The 20603-nt window shown below is 45.3% G+C and carries 14 protein-coding genes; all 14 read left to right on the forward strand.

Annotation, left to right across the window (positions count from 1 at the left end; all coding sequences use genetic code 11):
- The first annotated feature begins 148 nt into the window (after positions 1 to 148).
- Positions 149 to 2458 carry a hypothetical protein gene (locus tag DWW60_RS06965; RefSeq protein WP_117874759.1) on the forward strand — a complete coding sequence of 770 codons (2310 nt, stop codon included), beginning with the start codon at positions 149 to 151 and terminating at the stop codon, positions 2456 to 2458.
- Positions 2458 to 3423 carry an ABC transporter ATP-binding protein gene (locus tag DWW60_RS06970; RefSeq protein WP_015533529.1) on the forward strand — a complete coding sequence of 322 codons (966 nt, stop codon included), beginning with the start codon at positions 2458 to 2460 and terminating at the stop codon, positions 3421 to 3423. The genes DWW60_RS06965 and DWW60_RS06970 overlap by 1 nt, the downstream gene beginning before the upstream one ends.
- A complete protein-coding gene (locus DWW60_RS06975) occupies positions 3401 to 4291 on the forward strand; it encodes an ABC transporter permease (protein WP_055144086.1) in 891 nt (296 codons plus the stop codon). Before DWW60_RS06970 ends, DWW60_RS06975 begins: the two co-directional genes overlap by 23 nt.
- A gap of 120 nt (positions 4292 to 4411) precedes the next feature.
- Positions 4412 to 5944, forward strand: coding sequence for a YifB family Mg chelatase-like AAA ATPase (locus tag DWW60_RS06980; RefSeq protein WP_055144088.1), 1533 nt, complete (start codon positions 4412 to 4414; stop codon positions 5942 to 5944).
- A 1-nt stretch (position 5945) separates the two neighbouring features.
- Positions 5946 to 7025 carry a DNA-processing protein DprA gene (gene dprA, locus DWW60_RS06985; RefSeq protein WP_055144090.1) on the forward strand — a complete coding sequence of 360 codons (1080 nt, stop codon included), beginning with the start codon at positions 5946 to 5948 and terminating at the stop codon, positions 7023 to 7025.
- Positions 7026 to 7102: 77 nt separating this feature from the next.
- Entirely contained in the window at positions 7103 to 9187 is a 2085-nt protein-coding gene (gene topA / locus DWW60_RS06990; protein ID WP_117874793.1) for a type I DNA topoisomerase, read from the forward strand.
- Positions 9188 to 9508: 321 nt separating this feature from the next.
- Positions 9509 to 10273 (forward strand): GTP-sensing pleiotropic transcriptional regulator CodY, encoded by a 765-nt coding sequence (gene codY / locus DWW60_RS06995; RefSeq protein ID WP_022216094.1) that lies wholly within the window; start codon positions 9509 to 9511, stop codon positions 10271 to 10273.
- A gap of 38 nt (positions 10274 to 10311) precedes the next feature.
- The gene (locus tag DWW60_RS07000) at positions 10312 to 11520 is read left to right on the forward strand and encodes a DUF6115 domain-containing protein (RefSeq protein ID WP_117874761.1); all 1209 of its coding nucleotides are present in this window, start codon (positions 10312 to 10314) and stop codon (positions 11518 to 11520) included.
- 19 nt (positions 11521 to 11539) lie between these two features.
- A complete protein-coding gene (locus tag DWW60_RS07005) occupies positions 11540 to 12286 on the forward strand; it encodes a hypothetical protein (RefSeq protein ID WP_117874763.1) in 747 nt (248 codons plus the stop codon).
- Between the two features lie 182 nt (positions 12287 to 12468).
- Positions 12469 to 13203, forward strand: coding sequence for a 30S ribosomal protein S2 (gene rpsB / locus DWW60_RS07010; protein WP_015533520.1), 735 nt, complete (start codon positions 12469 to 12471; stop codon positions 13201 to 13203).
- A gap of 182 nt (positions 13204 to 13385) precedes the next feature.
- Entirely contained in the window at positions 13386 to 14465 is a 1080-nt protein-coding gene (tsf, locus tag DWW60_RS07015) for a translation elongation factor Ts (protein WP_117874766.1), read from the forward strand.
- Positions 14466 to 14867: 402 nt separating this feature from the next.
- Entirely contained in the window at positions 14868 to 15554 is a 687-nt protein-coding gene (locus tag DWW60_RS07020; RefSeq protein ID WP_117874768.1) for a response regulator transcription factor, read from the forward strand.
- Positions 15551 to 16810 carry a sensor histidine kinase gene (locus DWW60_RS07025; RefSeq protein ID WP_022216099.1) on the forward strand — a complete coding sequence of 420 codons (1260 nt, stop codon included), beginning with the start codon at positions 15551 to 15553 and terminating at the stop codon, positions 16808 to 16810. Before DWW60_RS07020 ends, DWW60_RS07025 begins: the two co-directional genes overlap by 4 nt.
- Positions 16811 to 17210: 400 nt before the next feature.
- Positions 17211 to 20444 carry a glycosyl hydrolase 53 family protein gene (locus DWW60_RS13820; protein ID WP_117874770.1) on the forward strand — a complete coding sequence of 1078 codons (3234 nt, stop codon included), beginning with the start codon at positions 17211 to 17213 and terminating at the stop codon, positions 20442 to 20444.
- Positions 20445 to 20603: the final 159 nt, after the last annotated feature.

Genomic DNA, 20603 nt, shown 5'->3' on the forward strand with positions numbered 1-20603 from the left:
GATGTATCCGGGGAGCTTTTTTTGCGCGGCCGGGGAATGCCGGAAGAGCTTTGACGTGTCCTTACGAAAGTGTAAGTTGCGTTATTTACCAGCAGAATTTATTATAAGTTTAGTGTAAAAAATAAAGTCAAATTGGAAGGAAAGACTTATGATCAGATCGGCGAAACTTGCGTGTGGCGGTGCGGTTGCACTTATGCTGCTTGGAGGTATGATCTGTCCAGCTATGGCGGAAACGAACACAGATAGTGCATATGGACGGGTTGAACAGAGGATAATTGAAAATAACCCTGATTTTGATATACAGCTAAAGTATGGACTCAATGGATATGCGGTAAATGACAGAGGCAGTGTTATCAGGCTGGATATTGTGTGCGACACAGATTTTGCGGGAAATGTGTCTGTACAGACGAGCTATTCCGAAGGCTTTGGCACGAAGAATATGACATATGCCAGAGATGTGGAATTAAAGGCAGGAGAAAATACAGAGCTGGAATTCTGTGTCGATAATATGGGCTCCGGTATAGCAAAGGTTGAGATCAAGGACAGTGACGGAGAGCTGGTGTACTCAGAGCGGGATTCACTGAGTATAGAGGGCAATGATATGGTAGTTGCGGTGGGCGTGATGAGTGACAGACAGGATGCCATGTCTTATATAGAGGATGTCTCCATGGACAATGTGTATGATAATGCAAAGGTAGAGACTGTTGCATTATCACCCTCAGACATTCCTGAGTCCGAGGAGGGACTGGAGGCTATAGAGTACCTGTTGGTGGATGATTATGATCTGTCGGGATTGTCAGAGAAGCAGAGTGCTGCCATAAAACAATGGGTGTACAGTGGTGGAGCTATGATACTGGCAAAATCGTCAGGTGAAAATGAACTCAGCAGCTTTGACGGCGATTTTGTCTCCGCTGTGAATGACACACAGAAGGTTCATGAGCTGGACGGCTCAGATGGGTCCTATCTGAATATGGGATATGGCAGGATAGTGGTGCTCCCGTATTCGCTTGCACAGACGGATGAGAAGGATAAGACTGCCCAGGCGCAGGCTGCTCTGGAGGCAGGCTTTACGGATATGACACAGAAATGGATCGATGGAGGCTGGTATTATGGTGGCACATATTATGGATATGATGTGGCAAATGCAGCCAACAAGAGAAGCACCCCGTCACCTGTTGTCATTATGCTCGTGCTGATCATATATATCATTGTGTGTGGTCCTGTGGCGTACATCGTCCTCAGCAGGCTCAAAAAGAAGGAGCTCATATGGGGAGTTATCCCGGTATGTGCAATTATCGGTACAGGTGCCATATATATGGTAAGCCTCAAGTACAGAGTTACAAAGCCTATCGGACTTACATTTGTGGCTGCGGATATAAGCGGTGATACCAAGCGGGAGGATGCATATTCATATATAATAGGCGGCAGATCAGGCCAATACAAGATAGACATCAACAGCAAATATTCCAACATCGAGATGGATGATTCCATGGGATCCAGCTTTTATGACAATCTCAATGCGGTAAAAAATGATGGAAAAGATGGCGTTACACTGAATTATTACAGCAATCGTTCATTTGGCACTATATCAGCTAATGCAAGCTTTGCTGGAAGCAACGATATTGGAAGGATTCGGAAGAATTTGACATTATATACAGATGGCTTTGAGGGAACATTGACAAATGACACCTCGTACGATGTGGAGAATCTTGTGGTCATGTCCGAGGGATATTATTACGTTGCTGATGTCCTGAGAGCGGGAGATACCATACGGATAAGCAGGAAGAATACCCACAAATTTGACGGCGGCTCCATACTTGACGGAATGAGATCATATTACACGAAGAAGTATGGTGAGGATTATTTCGGAGATGATGAATCGTCGGCGGAATGGTCCAGAAATTATTACATGCAGCTCCGGCTTGCCCAGTACAGTAGACTCGCTGCAGATGACGGCGTTGTGGCTGTGTGGGGAACCATACAGCGGGATCCGGATATGATGAGTGATGCCAATACGGAAAATTATGGCAGTTATATGGTATACGACATAGATACCCTAAAATATGAGGATGTGGATGGAGTTTATTATTACAGCATTTATGACAGGGATGAGAATGGAATCGGCGGATCAGATTATGGTGATGACGATCTGTTGATGTATTCTGAAACCGTGGACGTTAACATCAGATTTGGCAAGAATGATGATATAACGGAACTGATATACGATAAGACTCAGACGGGAAGCGGCAAGAACAAGGTCGTAGTGCAGATGCTCAACAGAGAGACCGGCGAATATGACACGGTATTTGCCGATGGACAGACGATCATAAAGGGGCAGGAACTTGACAAATATATGTCGGACGGATGCCTGGCTATGAGATTTATATCTCCTCAGCAGGGAGATTATTATGTGGACAGTTATCTTCCACATATCAGTGCGAGGGGAGGTGTCCGGTAATGGTTGATATAGAAGAACTCACCAAGAGATATGGAAAGTTTGTTGCGCTCGATCATATGAACCTTCATATTGATAAGGGCGAGATATTCGGATTTGTCGGACCAAATGGTGCCGGTAAGACGACAACCATGAGGATCATGTGCGGACTCCTTAAAGCCACATCGGGAAAGGTCACCATAGACGGTGTAGACGCACTTGGCAGACCTGCGGATGTGAAACGGAAGATAGGATATGTTCCTGACTTTTTCGGTGTGTACGACAATCTGAAGGTCATGGAGTACATGGATTTTTATGGCTCCATGTACGGCATGAGCAAGCGGGAAGTGGAGAATGTCGCAGATAAATATCTGGAGCTTGTCGCCCTTCAGGATAAAAAGGACGAGTTCGTCGACAGCCTTTCAAGAGGTATGAAGCAGAGACTCTGTGTAGCAAGAGCGCTCATACATGATCCCGAGCTTCTGGTGCTCGATGAGCCGAGTTCGGGTCTGGATCCAAGGTCAAGACATGATATGAAGAATATACTGCGTGATCTGAAGGAGATGGGCAAGACCATTGTGATAAGCTCGCATATTCTGCCGGAGCTTTCAGAGATGTGTACGAGTATAGGTGTCATAGACCACGGAAAGATAGTGGCCAGCGGAAGCGTGGATGAGATTGTAAATGGTGATAAGAACATGCCTCCTGTAAGGATAAAGGGATATATGTTGGGACTTGATGCGGAGGCCTCAGCCAACAGGATATCTGTCATTGTGAAGGAAAGATTCAATGTGGATCGCATAAGTATACAAGATGGAGAAATTCTTGTCTATTATTCAGGCACGAGGGAGTCTGACGCCGAGCTTCTCAGAAGTCTTGTGGACAACGGTGTGCACGTTCATCAGTTTTTCAGGGAGAAGGAAGATCTGGAATCCCTGTTCCTTAAGATTACGGGAGGTGAGAATCGTGGCGCGAAGAACAATTATTAATCCCATATTGAAGAAGGATATTCTGGTAAATGCGAGAAGTGCCAGAATGGTCGTGACGATAACACTCATCAACTGCCTGTTTGCGCTGGTTGTCGGAATGCTCTTCATGACGAGCAGAGGCTCAGCATATCAGGTATATTATTCAAATATTGCACAGATGTTTCCTGTGCTTGCGGTGTGTGAGCTGTGCATAATAGGACTCATAGTTCCGATAATCACATCCACCTCGATATCCGGTGAGAGGGAGAGACAGACGCTTGAGATCATGCTGACGACTCCGGTAAGACCTATATCGATAGTTGCCGGAAAGCTCCTGTCGGCAGTTGCCACCACGGCAATGTATGTCATAGCAACTCTTCCGTTTATGGCGGTTGCATTCATAGTTGGAGGAATGGGCTGGGACGAACTGTTCAAATACCTTGGAATGGTTCTCTTTATAGATATATACGTTGGTAGTATCGGAATATTTTACTCCTGCGTGAAGAGAACTTCTGTGTCGGCAGCCATATCAACCATAGTGACTATAGCCACTGTTGTGTTTTTATCATGTGCGATAGGAAAAGTTTTTGAATCCATGATGTATATGTCGGACGGTTCAAGAAGCAGTTATGCTGCTTATATGATGGGAAAGGCAGTTTGCTATGCAGTCAATCCTGCCATATGGATAGCAGAAAATTTCGTCAGATTGCTCGAGAATGAATCTGTGGTGGAAACCATGACGGGATACGGTAAATACACGAATTTCGTGGTGGATCATATGGCCGTGATCTCAGTGTGTGTGAATCTCGCAGCATCATTTGTGCTGCTTAAGGTGGCTTCGGTGAAGCTGGTTAAGGGCAGCAGAAAAAGGAAAAAGTCAAGGATATGATATTCCAAACAGGTATACAAAATGGAGTTTGACTTGTGTTTGATTATGGGATATCCTTTTTAGTGTAATATGTGCTCCGATGGAGAGGCTGCTCGGCAGAGCGGGAAGGAGCACTTGCTTATGTATAGTAAAGTATTAAGTGGACTTGTACAGGGAATCGACGGGACGCTCATATCAGTGGAGACGGATATACACGATGGGCTTCCCGTTATGAATATGGTCGGATACCTGTCCTCCTGCGTGAAGGAAGCAGGAGAACGGGTCCGGACTGCACTGCGCAATTCTGGTTTCAACATTCCTCCGAAGAGAATAACGATCAATCTCTTTCCGGCGGATATCAGAAAGGAAGGCACTGCCTTCGATCTGCCCATCGCAGCGGGTATGCTGGCGTCCATGGGCGTTATTCCAACAGACAATATAAAGAACATACTTATCCTTGGAGAGCTGGGGCTTGATGGACATGTGAATACGGTGAGCGGTGTGCTGTCCATAGTTCACTCTGCGTACAGCGAAGGTGTGAGGAGCTGTATAGTGCCGGCGGGGAATTCCAGGGAGGCCGCCATTATACGTGGGATGACTGTTATACCGGTCACAAGTATAGGAGAGCTGGTCGATCACTTGAGTGGTATACAGACCATAGAGCCTGAATATGTTGATGTAGAAGCCATGCTGGATACGTCAGGGGATGAAGCTGAAGTGGATTTCTCTGAGGTAATGGGGCATGAATCCCTTAAACGTGGAGTGGAGATAGCCGCGGCGGGAATGCACAACATACTCATGACAGGCCCCGCCGGGGCAGGCAAATCCATGATAGCCAGACGTATCCCGACGATACTTCCGAGACTCAGCCTTGAGGAGAGTATAGAGATAACGAAGGTGTACAGTGTGGCGGGGCTTCTGGATGAATCCTGTCATATAATAAACCGCCGTCCATTCCGGGCACCTCATCATACGATATCCCTGCATGCCCTGTCCGGCGGCGGGCATAATCCGAGACCAGGAGAGATAAGTCTTGCACACGGTGGTGTGCTGTTTCTCGATGAGCTGCCGGAGTTTAACCGGAACGTGCTCGAGGTCATGAGACAGCCCCTTGAGGACGGTGAGGTCAGTATATCAAGGCTTGGTGGAATATACAGATTTCCTGCGGACTTCATGCTGGTTGCGGCGAGAAATCCATGCCCCTGCGGACAGTACCCGGATATGAACAGGTGTACATGCACGGTCAGGCAGATCAGGAATTATAATGCCAGGATAAGCAAGCCTCTGCTTGACAGGATAGATATAAATGTGGATGTTAGGAAGGTGGACTGCAGACAGTTATTTGGTGGCCGGACAGGGAAGAATTCAGCAGAAATGAGGGAGAGTGTGCTGAGGACCCAGAGGATACAGAGTGAAAGGTTCAGCGGTGAAAATATACGGTTCAATTCCCAGATGGATTCGGCATTATGCAGTAAATATGTAGTACTTGACGGCGAGGCAAAGAATTTCATGGAGAACTGTTTTGCCGATATGGATATGACTGCGAGAGGAGCATACAGGGTACTCAAGATAGCCAGGACTATTGCGGATCTCGATGGAGATCCTGAGGTCGGGATAAAACACATGAGAGAAGCGGTGTTCTTCAGAAATGCGGACATTCAGGGAGGTGTGTGACATGACGGAGGAATTACTTTATCTCTGGTTTGGGATGATAAGCAGGATGACTCACACTGTGAAGATGAACGTTGCCATGAAATACGGAGGTATAAGAGGACTGTGGAACACTTCTGAGGAACAGCTTCGGGATGAACTCACACAGGCTCAGGCTGACGGATTCCTTGAATACAGGGATGCCGGGAAAGTTGTGGCATATGCAGAGGAGCTTCGAAGAAATGATATTTCATATATTTATCCGGGACATAAGCTGTATCCCGGGAAGCTGTATGATATACCGGATCCCCCAATGCTTCTGTTTGCAGCAGGGGATGTGGATGTGCTGGCGGATCTGGACCCTGCGGTTGCGGTGGTAGGGGCAAGAAAGGCCTCTGTGTACGGAAGGGAAGCTGCCGACAGGCTGTCGGGGGAGCTTGCAGCATCAGGGGTTACTATAGTCAGTGGAATGGCACTGGGAATAGATGGCGCTGCGCACAGAGCTGCCATGAAGGCCGGAGGAAAGACTGTGGCTGTGCTCGGAAGTGGTATAAATGTTCCGTATCCGAGGGAGAACTATGATATATATCACGACATAAGAAATGGCGGCGGAGTAGTGCTGTCGGAATGTGGGCTTGACATAAGACCGGATGCTTTCAGATTCCCGTACAGGAACAGGATAATCAGTGGACTTTCGTCCGGTGTGCTCATCGTTGAGGCGAGGGAAAAAAGCGGTTCTCTGATCACTGCGGACCAGGCGCTGGAGCAGGGGCGGGAAGTGTATGCTGTTCCCGGGAGGATCACGGATTCGGGCAGCAGAGGCTGTAACGGACTTATCAGAATGGGGGCGGTGTGTGTCACACAGGTGGAGGATATACTTGATGAAATGGGCATAAACCGAGCTGAATCAAAGGCGTTTAACAAAAATTTACTTGCGCCTGCAGAGAAAAAAGTGTATAGTTGTGTACGTTTGGAATCAAGGCATATAGATGATATATGCTTCGAGACTGGGATTTCAGTGTCTGAGGTGACTCAGATATTGTATGAATTAGAACAGAAAAGATTGATAAAACAGTTGGTAAGAAATTATTATGTCAGAGCCTGACCATGAAAATGAACACTGTCGGAAGATGCTCTGGGATGATAAGAATTACAGGAAACCTACAGAAAGGACAGATAGCTATGGCAAAAAATCTTGTTATTGTTGAGTCTCCAGCTAAAGCTAAGACAATAAAAAAGTTTCTTGGATCAAACTATGAGGTGATTGCTTCGAATGGCCATGTGAGAGATCTGCCAAAGAGTCAGATGGGAATAGACGTTGATAATGATTTCGAGCCCAAATATATCACTATAAGGGGTAAAGGTGATATTCTTGCCGCTCTGAGAAAAGCGGTTAAGAAGGCCGACAAGATCTATCTCGCAACTGACCCGGACCGTGAGGGAGAGGCTATATCCTATCATTTGATGAAAGCACTTAAGCTGGAGAATAAGGATTACAAGAGAATTACGTTCAATGAGATTACAAAGAATGCGGTAAAGAATTCTATAAAGCAGGCAAGGGACATAGATATGAACCTTGTGGATGCCCAGCAGGCGAGACGAGTGCTCGACAGACTTGTTGGTTACAAGATCAGCCCGGTTCTCTGGGCAAAGATCAAGAGAGGTCTTTCTGCCGGACGTGTACAGTCTGTTGCACTCAAGCTCGTGTGTGACAGGGAGAAGGAGATAAATGATTTTATCCCGCAGGAATACTGGACACTGGACGCGAATCTGACCGGCGGCAAGCTCAAGAAGCCTATCACGTTCAAGTTTACCGGAGATGGTAAGAATAAGGAAGAGATATCAGGCAGAGCGGCCCTCGATGAGATACTCAGCGGTCTTCAAGATGGAGAGTACGTTGTAAAGTCCATAAAAGAGAGTGAGAGAAACAAGAAGGCACCGCTGCCATTTACAACAAGTACGTTGCAGCAGGAGGCTTCATCGAAGCTCAATTTTGCGACATCCAAGACGATGAGGATCGCACAGCAGCTCTATGAGGGAGTTGATATCAAGGGCCGTGGAACGATAGGTCTCATAACATACCTGAGAACAGATTCCACTAGAATATCAGAGGAAGCAGTTGCTGCTGCTGACAAATATATAACGGACAATTTCGGTGAGATATATATTGGCGATTCAAATGGACGCGCCAAGACAGACAAGAAGATACAGGATGCTCATGAGGCTATCAGACCTACAGATGTGACTCTGTCACCGGTCATGGTAAAGGAACAGCTCTCAAGGGATCAGTTCAGACTGTATCAGCTCATATATAATCGTTTCCTTGCAAGCCAGATGGCGGGGGCGGTATATTCTGTCAAGAGTGTAAAGGTAAGCTGCGGCGATGCGACATTCCAGACATCCGCATCAAAGATAGCATTTGACGGATTCCTTGCTGTATACAATCTGGACAATGACAGAGGAGAGACAGTTGCGGGAATCAACAATCTTGCTGAGGGCGATGTGCTGGAGCTTGACGGCCTTGAGGAGAAACAGCATTTTACACAGCCGCCTGCAAGATATACAGAGGCATTGCTTGTCAAGACATTGGAGGAGCTTGGAATTGGAAGACCAAGTACCTATGCTCCAACCATATCGACCATACTTGCGAGAAGATATATAACGAAGGAACAGAAGAAGTTATATGTGACAGCCATAGGTGATGCGGTTAACCAGAGCATGGAGCAGGCGTTCCCGGTTATCATAGATGTGAATTTCACGGCTAACATGGAGTCCCTTCTCGATAAGATAGGAGAGGGAACCGTGGACTGGAAAGTGGTTGTCCGCAATTTCTATCCGGATCTCGACGAGGCGGTGAAGAAGGCGGAGGCAGAACTTGAGTCCATCAAGATAGAGGATGAGGTGTCCGAGGAAGTGTGTGACGTGTGCGGACGAAACATGGTCATCAAGTATGGTCCTCACGGCAAATTCCTGGCGTGTCCTGGATTCCCTGAGTGCAGATTTACAAAGCCGTTCTACGAGAAGATAGGTGTTACCTGTCCTAAGTGTGGCGGAGACGTGGTCATCAAGACGACGAGAAAGGGCAGAAGATACTATGGATGTATCAATGCACCTGAGTGTGATTTCATGTCATGGGCAATGCCAAGCAATGAGAAATGTCCTGAATGTGGAAAGTACATGATAGTAAAGGGCAATAAGCTGGTATGCTCAGATCAGGAGTGTGGTTATACCTGCAACAACAAGGCGGCGGAGACTGCTGATAAATAATTAAGATATAAGATATGTGACAGACAGATTCCTAATTGGAGACAATTAGTGAATTTGTCTGTTTTTTTGTTGAATTGTAGAAAAATTAAAAGAAGTGTATGGTTGTCATAATTATTAAAATTGTGTCGAAAAAAAGACTGACCACTATATGTTGTGGCTGAAAAATCCAGTAAAATCAACACTTTCTTAAATCTTTGTTTTTAGGACAACTTTACATAAAATATGGTTGTTATGTCAATCTTGTTGTGGTAGAATCACAAATAGTCATAATATTTCGAGCAAAAGATACTTTTTGTTACATAAAAAAATGGAGGATAACTTATGAGTGTACAATTGTTAGATAAAACACGAAAAATCAACAAGTTATTGCACAATAACAATTCACATAAGGTTGTTTTTAATGACATTTGTGATGTGCTCAGCGACATTCTTGCTTCAAACGTGATGGTAATAAGCAAGAAGGGCAAGATACTCGGACTCAAGAACAGAGAGGATATTCCGGAGATCCATGAGCTCATTGAGGGTAAGGTAGGAAGTCTCATAGACAACATGCTCAACGAACGTCTTCTTCTCGTCCTGTCCACTAAGGAGAATGTTAATCTGACGACACTTGGATTTGATGGAAAGGATATAGACAAGTATCATGGTCTGCTCCTTCCTATTGATATAGCAGGAGAGAGACTTGGAACTCTGTTTCTGTACAGACTTCAGACTGAGTACGATATAGATGACATCATTCTTGGCGAATATGGAACCACCGTTGTGGGACTTGAGATGATGCGGGCGCTCAATGAGGAGAATGCTGAGGAGAACCGCAAGCTGGCCATAGTGAGATCAGCGATCAACACTCTGTCGTTTTCAGAGCTGCAGGCGATCAAACACATTTTTTCCGAGCTTGACGGAGAAGAGGGAATACTGGTGGCAAGCAAGGTCGCAGACAGGGTAGGCATAACAAGATCGGTTATAGTGAACGCACTCAGAAAGTTTGAGAGCGCAGGTGTTATCGAGGCGAGATCATCGGGAATGAAGGGCACGTACATAAAAGTGCTGAATGATGTGGTGTTTGATGAACTGAAGAATGCCTGAGAACAGAATTATAAATATATCGAAAAGGAGAGACGTATATGATACCGGCAATAGTGACATTGATAGTAGGTGTAGCGATAGTGATAGTAAGCTTTTTCCTCACTGACGGTCCAAAAGAGAATACAGAGAATTCTGTGATGGATGAAAGCAGGGAGAATCTGGAGAAGAAGCTTGATGAGTATTGTGACAGCCTTGTAGAGAAGAAGAAGAATGAGCTGAAGAAACAGGGCGAAGCTGTGAAATCAGACATGAAAAAGGGCCTTGATGAGGTCAGGGAGTCATCGAAAAAAGAGCTTGCTGAGATGAGAGAGAGTTCAAAGAAGGAAATGAGTGAGCTCATGGACAGCACAAGGAAGGAGCTGGATGAATTCAGAGCCGGCACAGTCAAGGCAAATGAGACAGCCCAGGCTGATACCCAGAAGAAGATAGATGATGCAGTCAAGGCATACGAGGAGGGTATAGAGGCTGCAAAGAAGAAGATGCAGACAGAGCTTGAGGCTTGTGAGAAACAGTTGTCAGAGAAGGCCAAGAAGCAGATGATAGATTACATCAACCAGAGCCTTAAGGATGCATACGAGGCATATGATCCGGATGACACCAGCGAGAAAGAGCCTGTGACATACGATGAGCCTGAGACTGTAGAGACTTCCGAGTCAGAGCCTGCGGAGGCAGATAACGGATCAGAGAAGACTGAGCCGGATGCAGAGAAAGCTCAGTCAGAAAATGATTCTCAGGCAGCAGATAAGACAGAGACAGCAGATGGAGCTGAGACTAAAGCTGATGCTGAAGCAGCAGATGACGTAAAGACAGACGGTATCGCTGACAATTATAAGTCGGATACATCCGAGGGTGAAGCGCAGAAAGAGAATACCGAGTCAGAGAGCAGCACTGAGGCTGTTGCAGATGCAGAGGCTGCCGAGAAAGCAGTCAGTGTGGAGAATGCACCGGTAACAGACAGTGCATTTACAGTGGTAGAGGCTGAAAATCCTGAGAAGGCAGCCGCAGCGATCGCTGAGAATAACAATGCTGCCAGATCTAGAAACAATCGTTCAAAGAAGAGAAAAAAGAAGAAAGCCGCTCAGAACAAGGTTGTTGATATATGGGATGAAGGCACAGATGTAGAGTCACAGGTTGCAGATCTGCACAAGAAGGGACTCAGCATCATGGAGATCGCAAACAAACTTGGAATAGGAGTTGGAGAGGCTAAGGTTATGATAGACAAGATCAATGAGGCTGACAAACAGTAATCAGTCCGGGAGGTAAGCTATGTATAAAAAAAGTTATTTCAGAGGCCTTGGTACAGGGCTGGTGATAGGAGCACTTACCATGACTGTTGCGTTTAATTTTGGAAATGCCGGAAAAACTGATTCAGGTCAGGGCAAGACGGCGGTCGTAAGTCAGCAGCAGGATAAGAGCACAGAGGATTCTTCCACAGAGACAACAACAGAGAAGAAGACCGAGGATAAGACGACAGAAAAGACAACGACAGAGAAAGTAACCACGGAAAAGAGTGCCAATGCCGATAAGACTACAACAGAGACAGGCAAGTCAGAAAATGGCAAGAGCGATGCAGAGAGCGGCAGCGGAAGCAACAGTGGTACGACCGGAAGCTCCGACAAGTCAAATGGAACCGGCACAACAGATAACAACGGAGGTCTTTCTGATAAGACAGAGAGAGTTCCATCTGCCAAGGACAACGGCTATACAGAGGATAAGAATTCGCAGACCGGTTCAGGAAGCAGCACAAATAAGACTACCGAGGCGGCGACAGAGGCTGTGAAAGCGAGTGCCATCAAGTATGACAATGGCGGCGGGGAGATCACATTTGGAGCCGGCACATCAGCATACGAGATATGCCAGTTGCTTGGACAGATAGGCATCAGGGATGCAGATGAGTATTACGACTGGCTTCTCAGATCGGGATATTCTGAGAGTCTTGTACCTGGAACATACACATTTACCGGAAATGAGACAAATGGCGGAATAGTGTGGATCCTTTTAGGTCATCAGTAAATAAAAATATATAAAACACAAGAAAAAAGTGCTTGAATGCACTTTTTTTTTGTGTTACAATGTCGATTGCGTGAGTGCGCATAACAAATATACATGCTGGTTGATAGTTGGCGTGGTGCCTGTGCTCGGGTGGTCCAAAGAGTTGATGCCGGCAGAAGATTTTAACCATGGAGGTAGAAAAAATGAGCGTTATTTCAATGAAGCAGTTATTAGAGGCAGGTGTACATTTCGGACACCAGACAAGAAGATGGAACCCTAAGATGAAGCCATACATCTACACAGAGCGTAATGGTATCTACATCATCGATCTTCAGAAGTCAGTAGGAATGGTTGACGATGCTTACAATGCAATCGGTGATTGTGTTGCAAACGGTGGAACAATCCTTTTCGTTGGTACAAAGAAGCAGGCTCAGGACTCAATCAAGAGCGAGGCAGAGCGTTGCGGTATGTACTATGTAAATGAGAGATGGCTTGGAGGTATGCTTACAAACTTCAAGACAATCCAGACAAGAATCGCTACTCTTAAGAAGTACGAGGAGATGGAGCAGGACGGTACATTTGACGTTCTCCCTAAGAAGGAAGTTATCCAGATCAAGAAGGAGATGGAGAAGCTCGAGAAGAATCTTGGCGGTATCAAGAACATGAAGAGAATCCCAGACATGATCTTCGTTGTTGATCCTAAGAAGGAGAGAATATGTATCCAGGAGGCTCAGTCACTTGGAATTAAGCTTGTTGGTATCGCTGATACAAACTGTGATCCAGAGGAGCTTGACTATGTAATCCCTGGTAACGACGACGCTATCAGAGCTGTAAAGCTTATCGTTTCAAAGATGGCAGACGCTGTTATCGAGGCTCAGCAGGGTGTTGATGCTGATTCAGTAGATGAGGCAGAGGCTGAGGAGGCTGCAGAGGAGTAATCTGTAGTTGATATTGATCATCATTGATTATAATTAATAAATGATTATAAAAGGTAACGGGGTAATATAAAAAGTATTATCCCGTGACTTTTAAAGAGACATATACAGGCTGAAAAAGCTTTAATAAAACGACATAACCATTATTATGATATGTCAATATTCAAATTTGGAGGTAAAATAAAATGGCAATCACAGCAGCTCAGGTTAAAGAGTTAAGAGAGCTCACAGGTGCCGGTATGATGGATTGCAAGAAGGCACTTGCAGAGACTGATGGTAATATGGAAGCAGCAGTAGATGTACTTCGTAAGAGCGGTGCAGTTAAGGCTGAGAAGAAGGCAAGCAGAATCGCAGCAGAGGGTATCTGCCGTGCAGCAGTTAACGATACAACAGGTGTTGTTGTTGAGGTTAACTCAGAGACAGATTTCGTTGCTAAGAATGAGATATTCCAGACATTTGTTCAGCAGATAGCTGATCAGGCACTTGCTTCATCACTTGTTGGTGGCAAGGATGGCGAGGATGTTGAGGCACTTCTTGGTGAGAATGGCCTTAAGGAAGAGCTTGTTGACAAGACTGCAACAATCGGCGAGAAGTTATCATTCCGTAGATTTGAGAAGGTTACAGGCGATGTAGTAGTTGATTACTTACATGGCAATGGTAGAATCGGTGTTATCGTAGCTGGCAACGGTGCAAACGATGATGCTGCTAAGGAAGCACTCAAGAATGTTGCTATGCAGATTGCAGCTATGAACCCACAGTACATCAGCAGAGCTGACATCTCAGCAGACGCTATGGCTAAGCTTAAGGAGATCACAGTTGATAGTGCACTCAATGCACCTGATACACTTCCAAAGCCAATCCTTAACAAGCTTATAGCAAAGGCTGTTGACGGCGTATGGAGCGCAGAGGATGTAGCTATCTACGAAGAGAAGAAGAGCAACATGAACTTCTTATTCAACTTCCTTTCAAAGGAGGCAAAGGCACAGCTTGCAGAGCTTGCTATTGCTGATAAGGATGCAATTGTTGCAGATAAGATATTCAGTGGTCTTGTTGAGGGACGTATCTCAAAGCAGGTTAAGGAGATAAGCCTTCTTGATCAGGTATATGTAAAGGCTGAGGATGGAAAGCAGACAGTTGCCAAGTACCTTGAGTCAGTTAACAGGGATCTCAAGATCGCTAAGTTCGTTCGTTTCGAGGTTGGCGAGGGAATGGAGAAGAAGAACGAGGATTTCGCAGCTGAGGTTGCTAAGCAGATGAACGTTTAATCATATCCCGTATCTGAATATATGAATAATTGCCTTGCGGTTGGCTTTTGAGCTGGCCGTGGGGCTTTTTTATTGTCTGTTTCTGTTGATATCCAGCACTGTATAAAATATAATCTATGTAATTGCGGTTCAGATGATCGCAAACGAGCTGAGTAACGAGCAGGGACACATAGAATCGGCATCCGGGCTTTTGGTCGACCTTATGCCTGACGGTGTGGAGGCAGGGAAGCGAGTATGAATGCCCATCTTGCCAAGCCTATAGATATAGACAGACTTGTCCAGACAATTGTTGATGTCATGAAGGTTTAAGCTTTATTTAAGCTTGAGGGGTATAATACGAATTATAGATGGTTTGCGTGATATCTGGTGGAGACCATAATAATATGAGACGGAGATAAGATTATGAGATTGCTTCTTGCGGAGGATGAGAAAGCGCTTTCAAGCGCGCTTCAGGTTATATTGAAGCATAACAATTACTCAGTGGATGCTGTGTATAACGGACAGGATGCCTATGATTACATTATGGCAGGGGTGTATGACGGAGTCATACTTGATGTCATGATGCCAAAGATGGATGGCTTTACCGTGTTGTCAAAGATCAGGGCTGAGGGCTGCGATGTTCCGGTTATTATGCTCACGGCCAAGGCTGAGACTGATGACAAGATCAACGGCCTTGATCTGGGGGCGGACGATTATCTTGCAAAGCCATTTGAGACAAAAGAACTCCTGGCAAGGATACGCGCGATAACCAGAAGAAAGAGTGAGGCGGTCAGCACGGAGATGAAGTATGGCGACTGCACGTTAAACAGCCTGAATTATGAGCTCAGTTCATCTGGTGGAAGCGTAAAGCTGCAGAACAAGGAATATCAGATCATGGAACTGCTGATGGCAAATCAGAATGCGATAATATCAGCAGAGCTTATGATGGAGAAGATATGGGGCTATGACACGGATACGGAGATCAGTGTTGTGTGGGTCAATATCTCGTATCTCAGGAAGAAACTCGGTCAGATAGGCTCAGGGGTGTCCATTAAGGCAGTAAGAAATCAGGGATACACACTTGAGTATAAGGAAGAGGATAGAACATGATAAAGAATCTGAGAAAAAGATTTATATTTGCGGCAATGGCATCCACATTTGGAGTGCTGTTTGTCATAATGAGCATTCTCAACATAGCAAATTATGCCCGCATGGTTTCAAGGGCGGATGATACCTTAAGTGAACTGGTGGATAATAATGGACAGTTTGACCGCAGGGATTTTCTGAAAGAGAAGGTTAAGACCAATGCGGATTCCCAGCCACCTGATAAGCCTGATGGCAAGAGCAATGATAAGTTCTCACCGGAGACACCATTTCAGACAAGATATTTCTCTGTGGTCGTAAGTGATGGGGCTGTTGAGTCCTACAGCCTTGACAATATAGCTGCTGTTGATGAATCGGAAGCCGAGTCGTATGCTTTGAAGATACTTGGGGACGGTTCAGACAGTGGATTTACGGATATATACAGATACAGGGTAGCGGACTGTGAGGATGGAACCAGGATAATATTTGTCGACTGCCGTCAGGAGCTGGAGTCGTTCAGAAATACGTTGGTATACAGTGTAGGAGTGTCACTTCTGGGATTCCTTGCGGTGTTCATGCTGGTGCTGTTCTGGTCAAAGAAGATATTCAAGCCGGTGGCTGAGAGTTATGCCAAGCAGAAGCGGTTTATCACCGATGCAAGCCATGAGATCAAGACACCCCTAACTATCATAGATGCAAATACCGAGGTCATAGAGATGGTGAACGGTGAGAGTGAATGGACGAAGAACACCAGGGATCAGGTCAAGAGACTGACAGCGCTCACAAATCAGATGGTGGCTCTCTCCAGACTGGATGAGAATCCTGAACCGAAGGAGAAGGCAAAGTTTGATCTGTCTGATGTGGCGTATGAGGTGATAGATCATTTCTCGTCTCTGTCGGAGGTTCGAGGCAAGAAGATCAGCGCGGATATCGAAGATGGAATAAAGTATGTCGGAGATGAGAATTCCATCAGGCAGCTCATAAGCATACTGGTGGATAACGCCATGAAGTATGCTGTTGAATCAGCGGATATAAGTATATCCTTGAAGCGTGATGGCAGAAAGGTGAAGTTTGTTCTCAAAAACCTTACAGATGGCATGGAAGAGGGCTCTCAGGATATATTGTTTGAGAGATTCTATAGACCTGACAGCTCAAGAAATTCGGAGACCGGAGGTTCGGGAATAGGACTTTCTCTCGCCAAATCGATAGTTGAGTCTCACAAGGGCAGGATAACAGCAAGATGTGACGGGGATGGATACATCACATTCCAGGTTACATTATAGAATAATACAGTGTGTATACGTTAAAACGCTCTGTTCATGATATGAAGTTTACATAACATATCATGGACAGGGCGTTTTCTTTGTGTAAGCGTTGGGATTTATTGTGCATATTTGAAAATACATAACATAATATCATTCTGTTGCGCACAAAATTGCACACAAATTGCGCTTAAGTTGCGCTTTGACATATACAAAATACACAAATAATTCTTAAAAACATTGTCTACAAGCGACATGGTAACCAGAACTCAAATATGTTAATATATCAGTATGAGGACAAACGGTTGCGCAACTGTTGATCAACATTATTATTGCAAGGAGGAATCCTTGTGATAATGCAGACGCCGCGCGGAGCGCATTGGGATGCGTCTGCGTAATAATACTTATTAGGAGGGCATATATGAGAAGAAAGAGAATTGTAAAGCAGATTGGCTGTGCAGTTCTTGCAGGAGCGCTTATGGTAGGGCAGATCTTTGGATCTGGAGCTTCACTGATAACAGCGAAGGCTGCGGAGAGCTGGGTGGACACACTCAAGGTTGCAAATGGCGATTTTGAAACAGGTGACAGCAGTAACTGGACTATAGAGAGTGAATCGGGAGCTGAGCTTGTTGTAAAAAATGGTGGAAGTAATGTAAACTCCACATATTATCTGAATATCTGGGCTTCAGATGCGGCTGATGTCAGCATCACACAGACTGTAGAGGCTGTTCCTGCAGGAACATACAAGCTAGAGTATGATGTCGAGGGCGATGCCCAGGATACAGGGCTCACAGTATCTGTCGCTGATAAGTCACAGGCTGTTGGAGCCACGACCGGATGGGATGCATGGGCGACAAATGAGACAGAAGAGTTCGTTCTTGAGGATACAACTGATGTCAGCATTTCATTCAAGGGCAGTCTTGCCAAGGGATATTGGGGCAAGATAGACAATGTAAAGCTCTGCAAGCTTACAGACGAGGAAGATGTAGTTGAGCCTGTGGAGGCTGGAATTTATGTGGACCGCGTGCGTGATCTCACATACACAGATCTGAACGGAGAGAAGCAGTCATTTATCGAGGGCGTAGACGTATCATCCTATGTGTCACTGAAGAACAGTGGAGTTAAGTATTATGATTTCGATGGCAACGAGCTGGATGATATCGGATACTTCAAGTTCCTTGCTTCATGTGGAATAAATTATGTGCGTGTCCGTGTATGGAATGATCCATATGATGCAGACAAAAACGGTTACGGCGGCGGTAACAATGATTTGGAGACAGCCAAGAAGATCGGACAGTATGCAACAGCAGCCGGAATAAAGCTTCTTGTGGATTTCCATTATTCGGATTTCTGGGCTGATCCTGGCAAACAGCAGGTGCCTAAGGCTTGGGCTGACTTCACTCTTGACGAGAAGGTAGCTGCAGTTAAGTCATACACATCAGAGAGCCTTAAGACTCTGCTCGATGCTGGCGTTGATGTCGGCATGGTTCAGATCGGTAACGAGACGACCAACGGAATATGTGGTGAGACTTCAAAGAACTGGGAAAACATGGCAAAGATCTTCAGCGCCGGAAGTGAGGCAGTGAGAGCCATCGACAAGAATATCCTTGTTGCCATCCATTTCACCAATCCTGAGAGAAGTGGCAATTACGCAAATTTTGCAAAGAGACTTAATACATACAACGTAGACTACGATGTATTTGCATCATCATACTATCCTGTATGGCATGGCTCAACAGACAATCTCACATCGGTTCTCAAGAATGTGGCAGACACATATGGCAAGCTTGTCATGGTGGCAGAGACATCATGGGCCTATACACTGGATGACGGAGATGGACATGAAAATACTGTCAGAAAAGGTAAAGATGATTCTACAACTTATGATTTATCAGTTCAGGGACAGGCCAATGAGATAAGCTCCGTTATAAAAGCAGTAAAGAATACAGGTTCTTCAGGAATCGGTGTATTCTATTGGGAGCCTGCATGGCTTCCTGTAAATGTGTATGATTCATCTGCAGAGAATGCAGCAGACGTCCTTGCAGCCAACAAGGAGGCATGGGAGAAGTACGGTTCAGGCTGGGCTTCATCATACGCAGGAGAGTACGACGCAGCAGACGCCGGCAAGTGGTACGGCGGTTCAGCAGTTGACAACCAGGCACTGTTTGACTTCACAGGACACCCACTTGAGTCACTCAAGACATTTGCCTATGTTCACACAGGAACAAAGACAAAGAGAGAGGTAGTCTCAATAACAGTTGATGATGTTGAGATCGAGATAACAGATATTGCAAATGTAGCTCTGCCGACTGCAGCAACAGTAGCTTACAATGATGGCAATTCAGAGAGCGCAGACATCACCTGGGAGGATGGAGCGCTTGAGAAGGTAAAGAACTACGGTGCAGGAACATGTACTGTAAAGGGAACTGTGACAGTAAATGATGAGACTGTCGAGGTTCAGTGCAATGTAACAATATTAAAGGAGAACATCCTTGTAAATCCTGGATTTGAGTCAGGAAACGAGGGATGGACCATCGCTGATACAAGCAAGGGATTTGCAATCAAGACAAAGGAAGATTTTAGAAACGGTGCATATTGTGGTCACTACTACAATTCATCAGATTTTGCATATGATGTATATCAGACCATCACACTTGAGCCGGGAGAGTATGTGTTCAGCGCATATCTTCAGGGCGGTGCAAATGGAGATAACGATGTGTATGAGGTGTATGCAAAAGCTGGAGATACAGAACTCGCATCCGCACCTGCAGTCCCACAGGGCTGGAAAATCTGGCAGCATCCTGAGATTAGATTTACAGTGGAAGAGACAACAGAGGTTGTTGTCGGAATGAGAGCAACCGCATCAGGTAAGGCATGGGGAACATGGGATGACGCATATCTCTACAAGGATGCGGATATCACACCGACACCAGATCCAAATCCAGATCCAACACCGGATCCAGATCCAACACCGGACCCAGATCCAACACCAGACCCAGATCCGACACCGGACCCGAATCCAACACCAGATCCAATACCAACACCGGATCCAGATCCAACACCAGACCCAACTCCTTCTATTGATACAAGCAAGAATGGTCTTGTGAAGGAGAATGGAAAGACCTACTTCTATAAGAAGGGCGTGGTTCAGGAGAATTACACAGGATTTGTCAGGAGTGCCGGAGTCAACTACTATGTTGTAAATGGCGTGGTAAAGACAGGATACAAGGGACTTGTAAGGAGCCCTAAGACGGGAAAAACATATCTTGTAAAGAATGGCAAGATTTATACAGCATACACAGGTTTCTACAGAAATTCAAAGGGACAGCAGTGTCTCATAATAAAGGGCAAATTTGCAGAGAGCAAGACAGCCCTTGTCAGAAGCACTAAGAATAAGAAGTATTACTATGTAAAGAAAGGTATAATCCAGTCAGGTTATACAGGCTTCTTCAAGAGTACCACAACAGGTGCTAAATGCTATATCTACAAGGGTGTATTCCAGTCAGGCAAGACGGGAATAGTAAAGAGTCCTAAGAATCACAAGAACTACTATGTGAAGAAGGGCAAGATCGCCACAGAAGTTACCGGTATAGTTAAGATATCAGGTTCAAGATATAAAGTAGTGAGAGGTCTTGTTGTCAAAAAAGTAAAATAGTACAGAGCAATACATATATACGATAGTCCGATTGGGGAATACCCGGCCGGACTATTTTATTATTTGTTTATATGTTATTTAATTTTTGTAAGGAACATTAAGAAATTATTTGAAAGTAGTTGAAAAAGTATCATTAAGTGATATAGAATGGATAAGTAT

Origin of the sequence: Coprococcus sp. AF16-22 (assembly GCF_003461545.1) — a bacterium.
In the GTDB taxonomy this organism is placed as follows: domain Bacteria; phylum Bacillota; class Clostridia; order Lachnospirales; family Lachnospiraceae; genus Coprococcus; species Coprococcus aceti.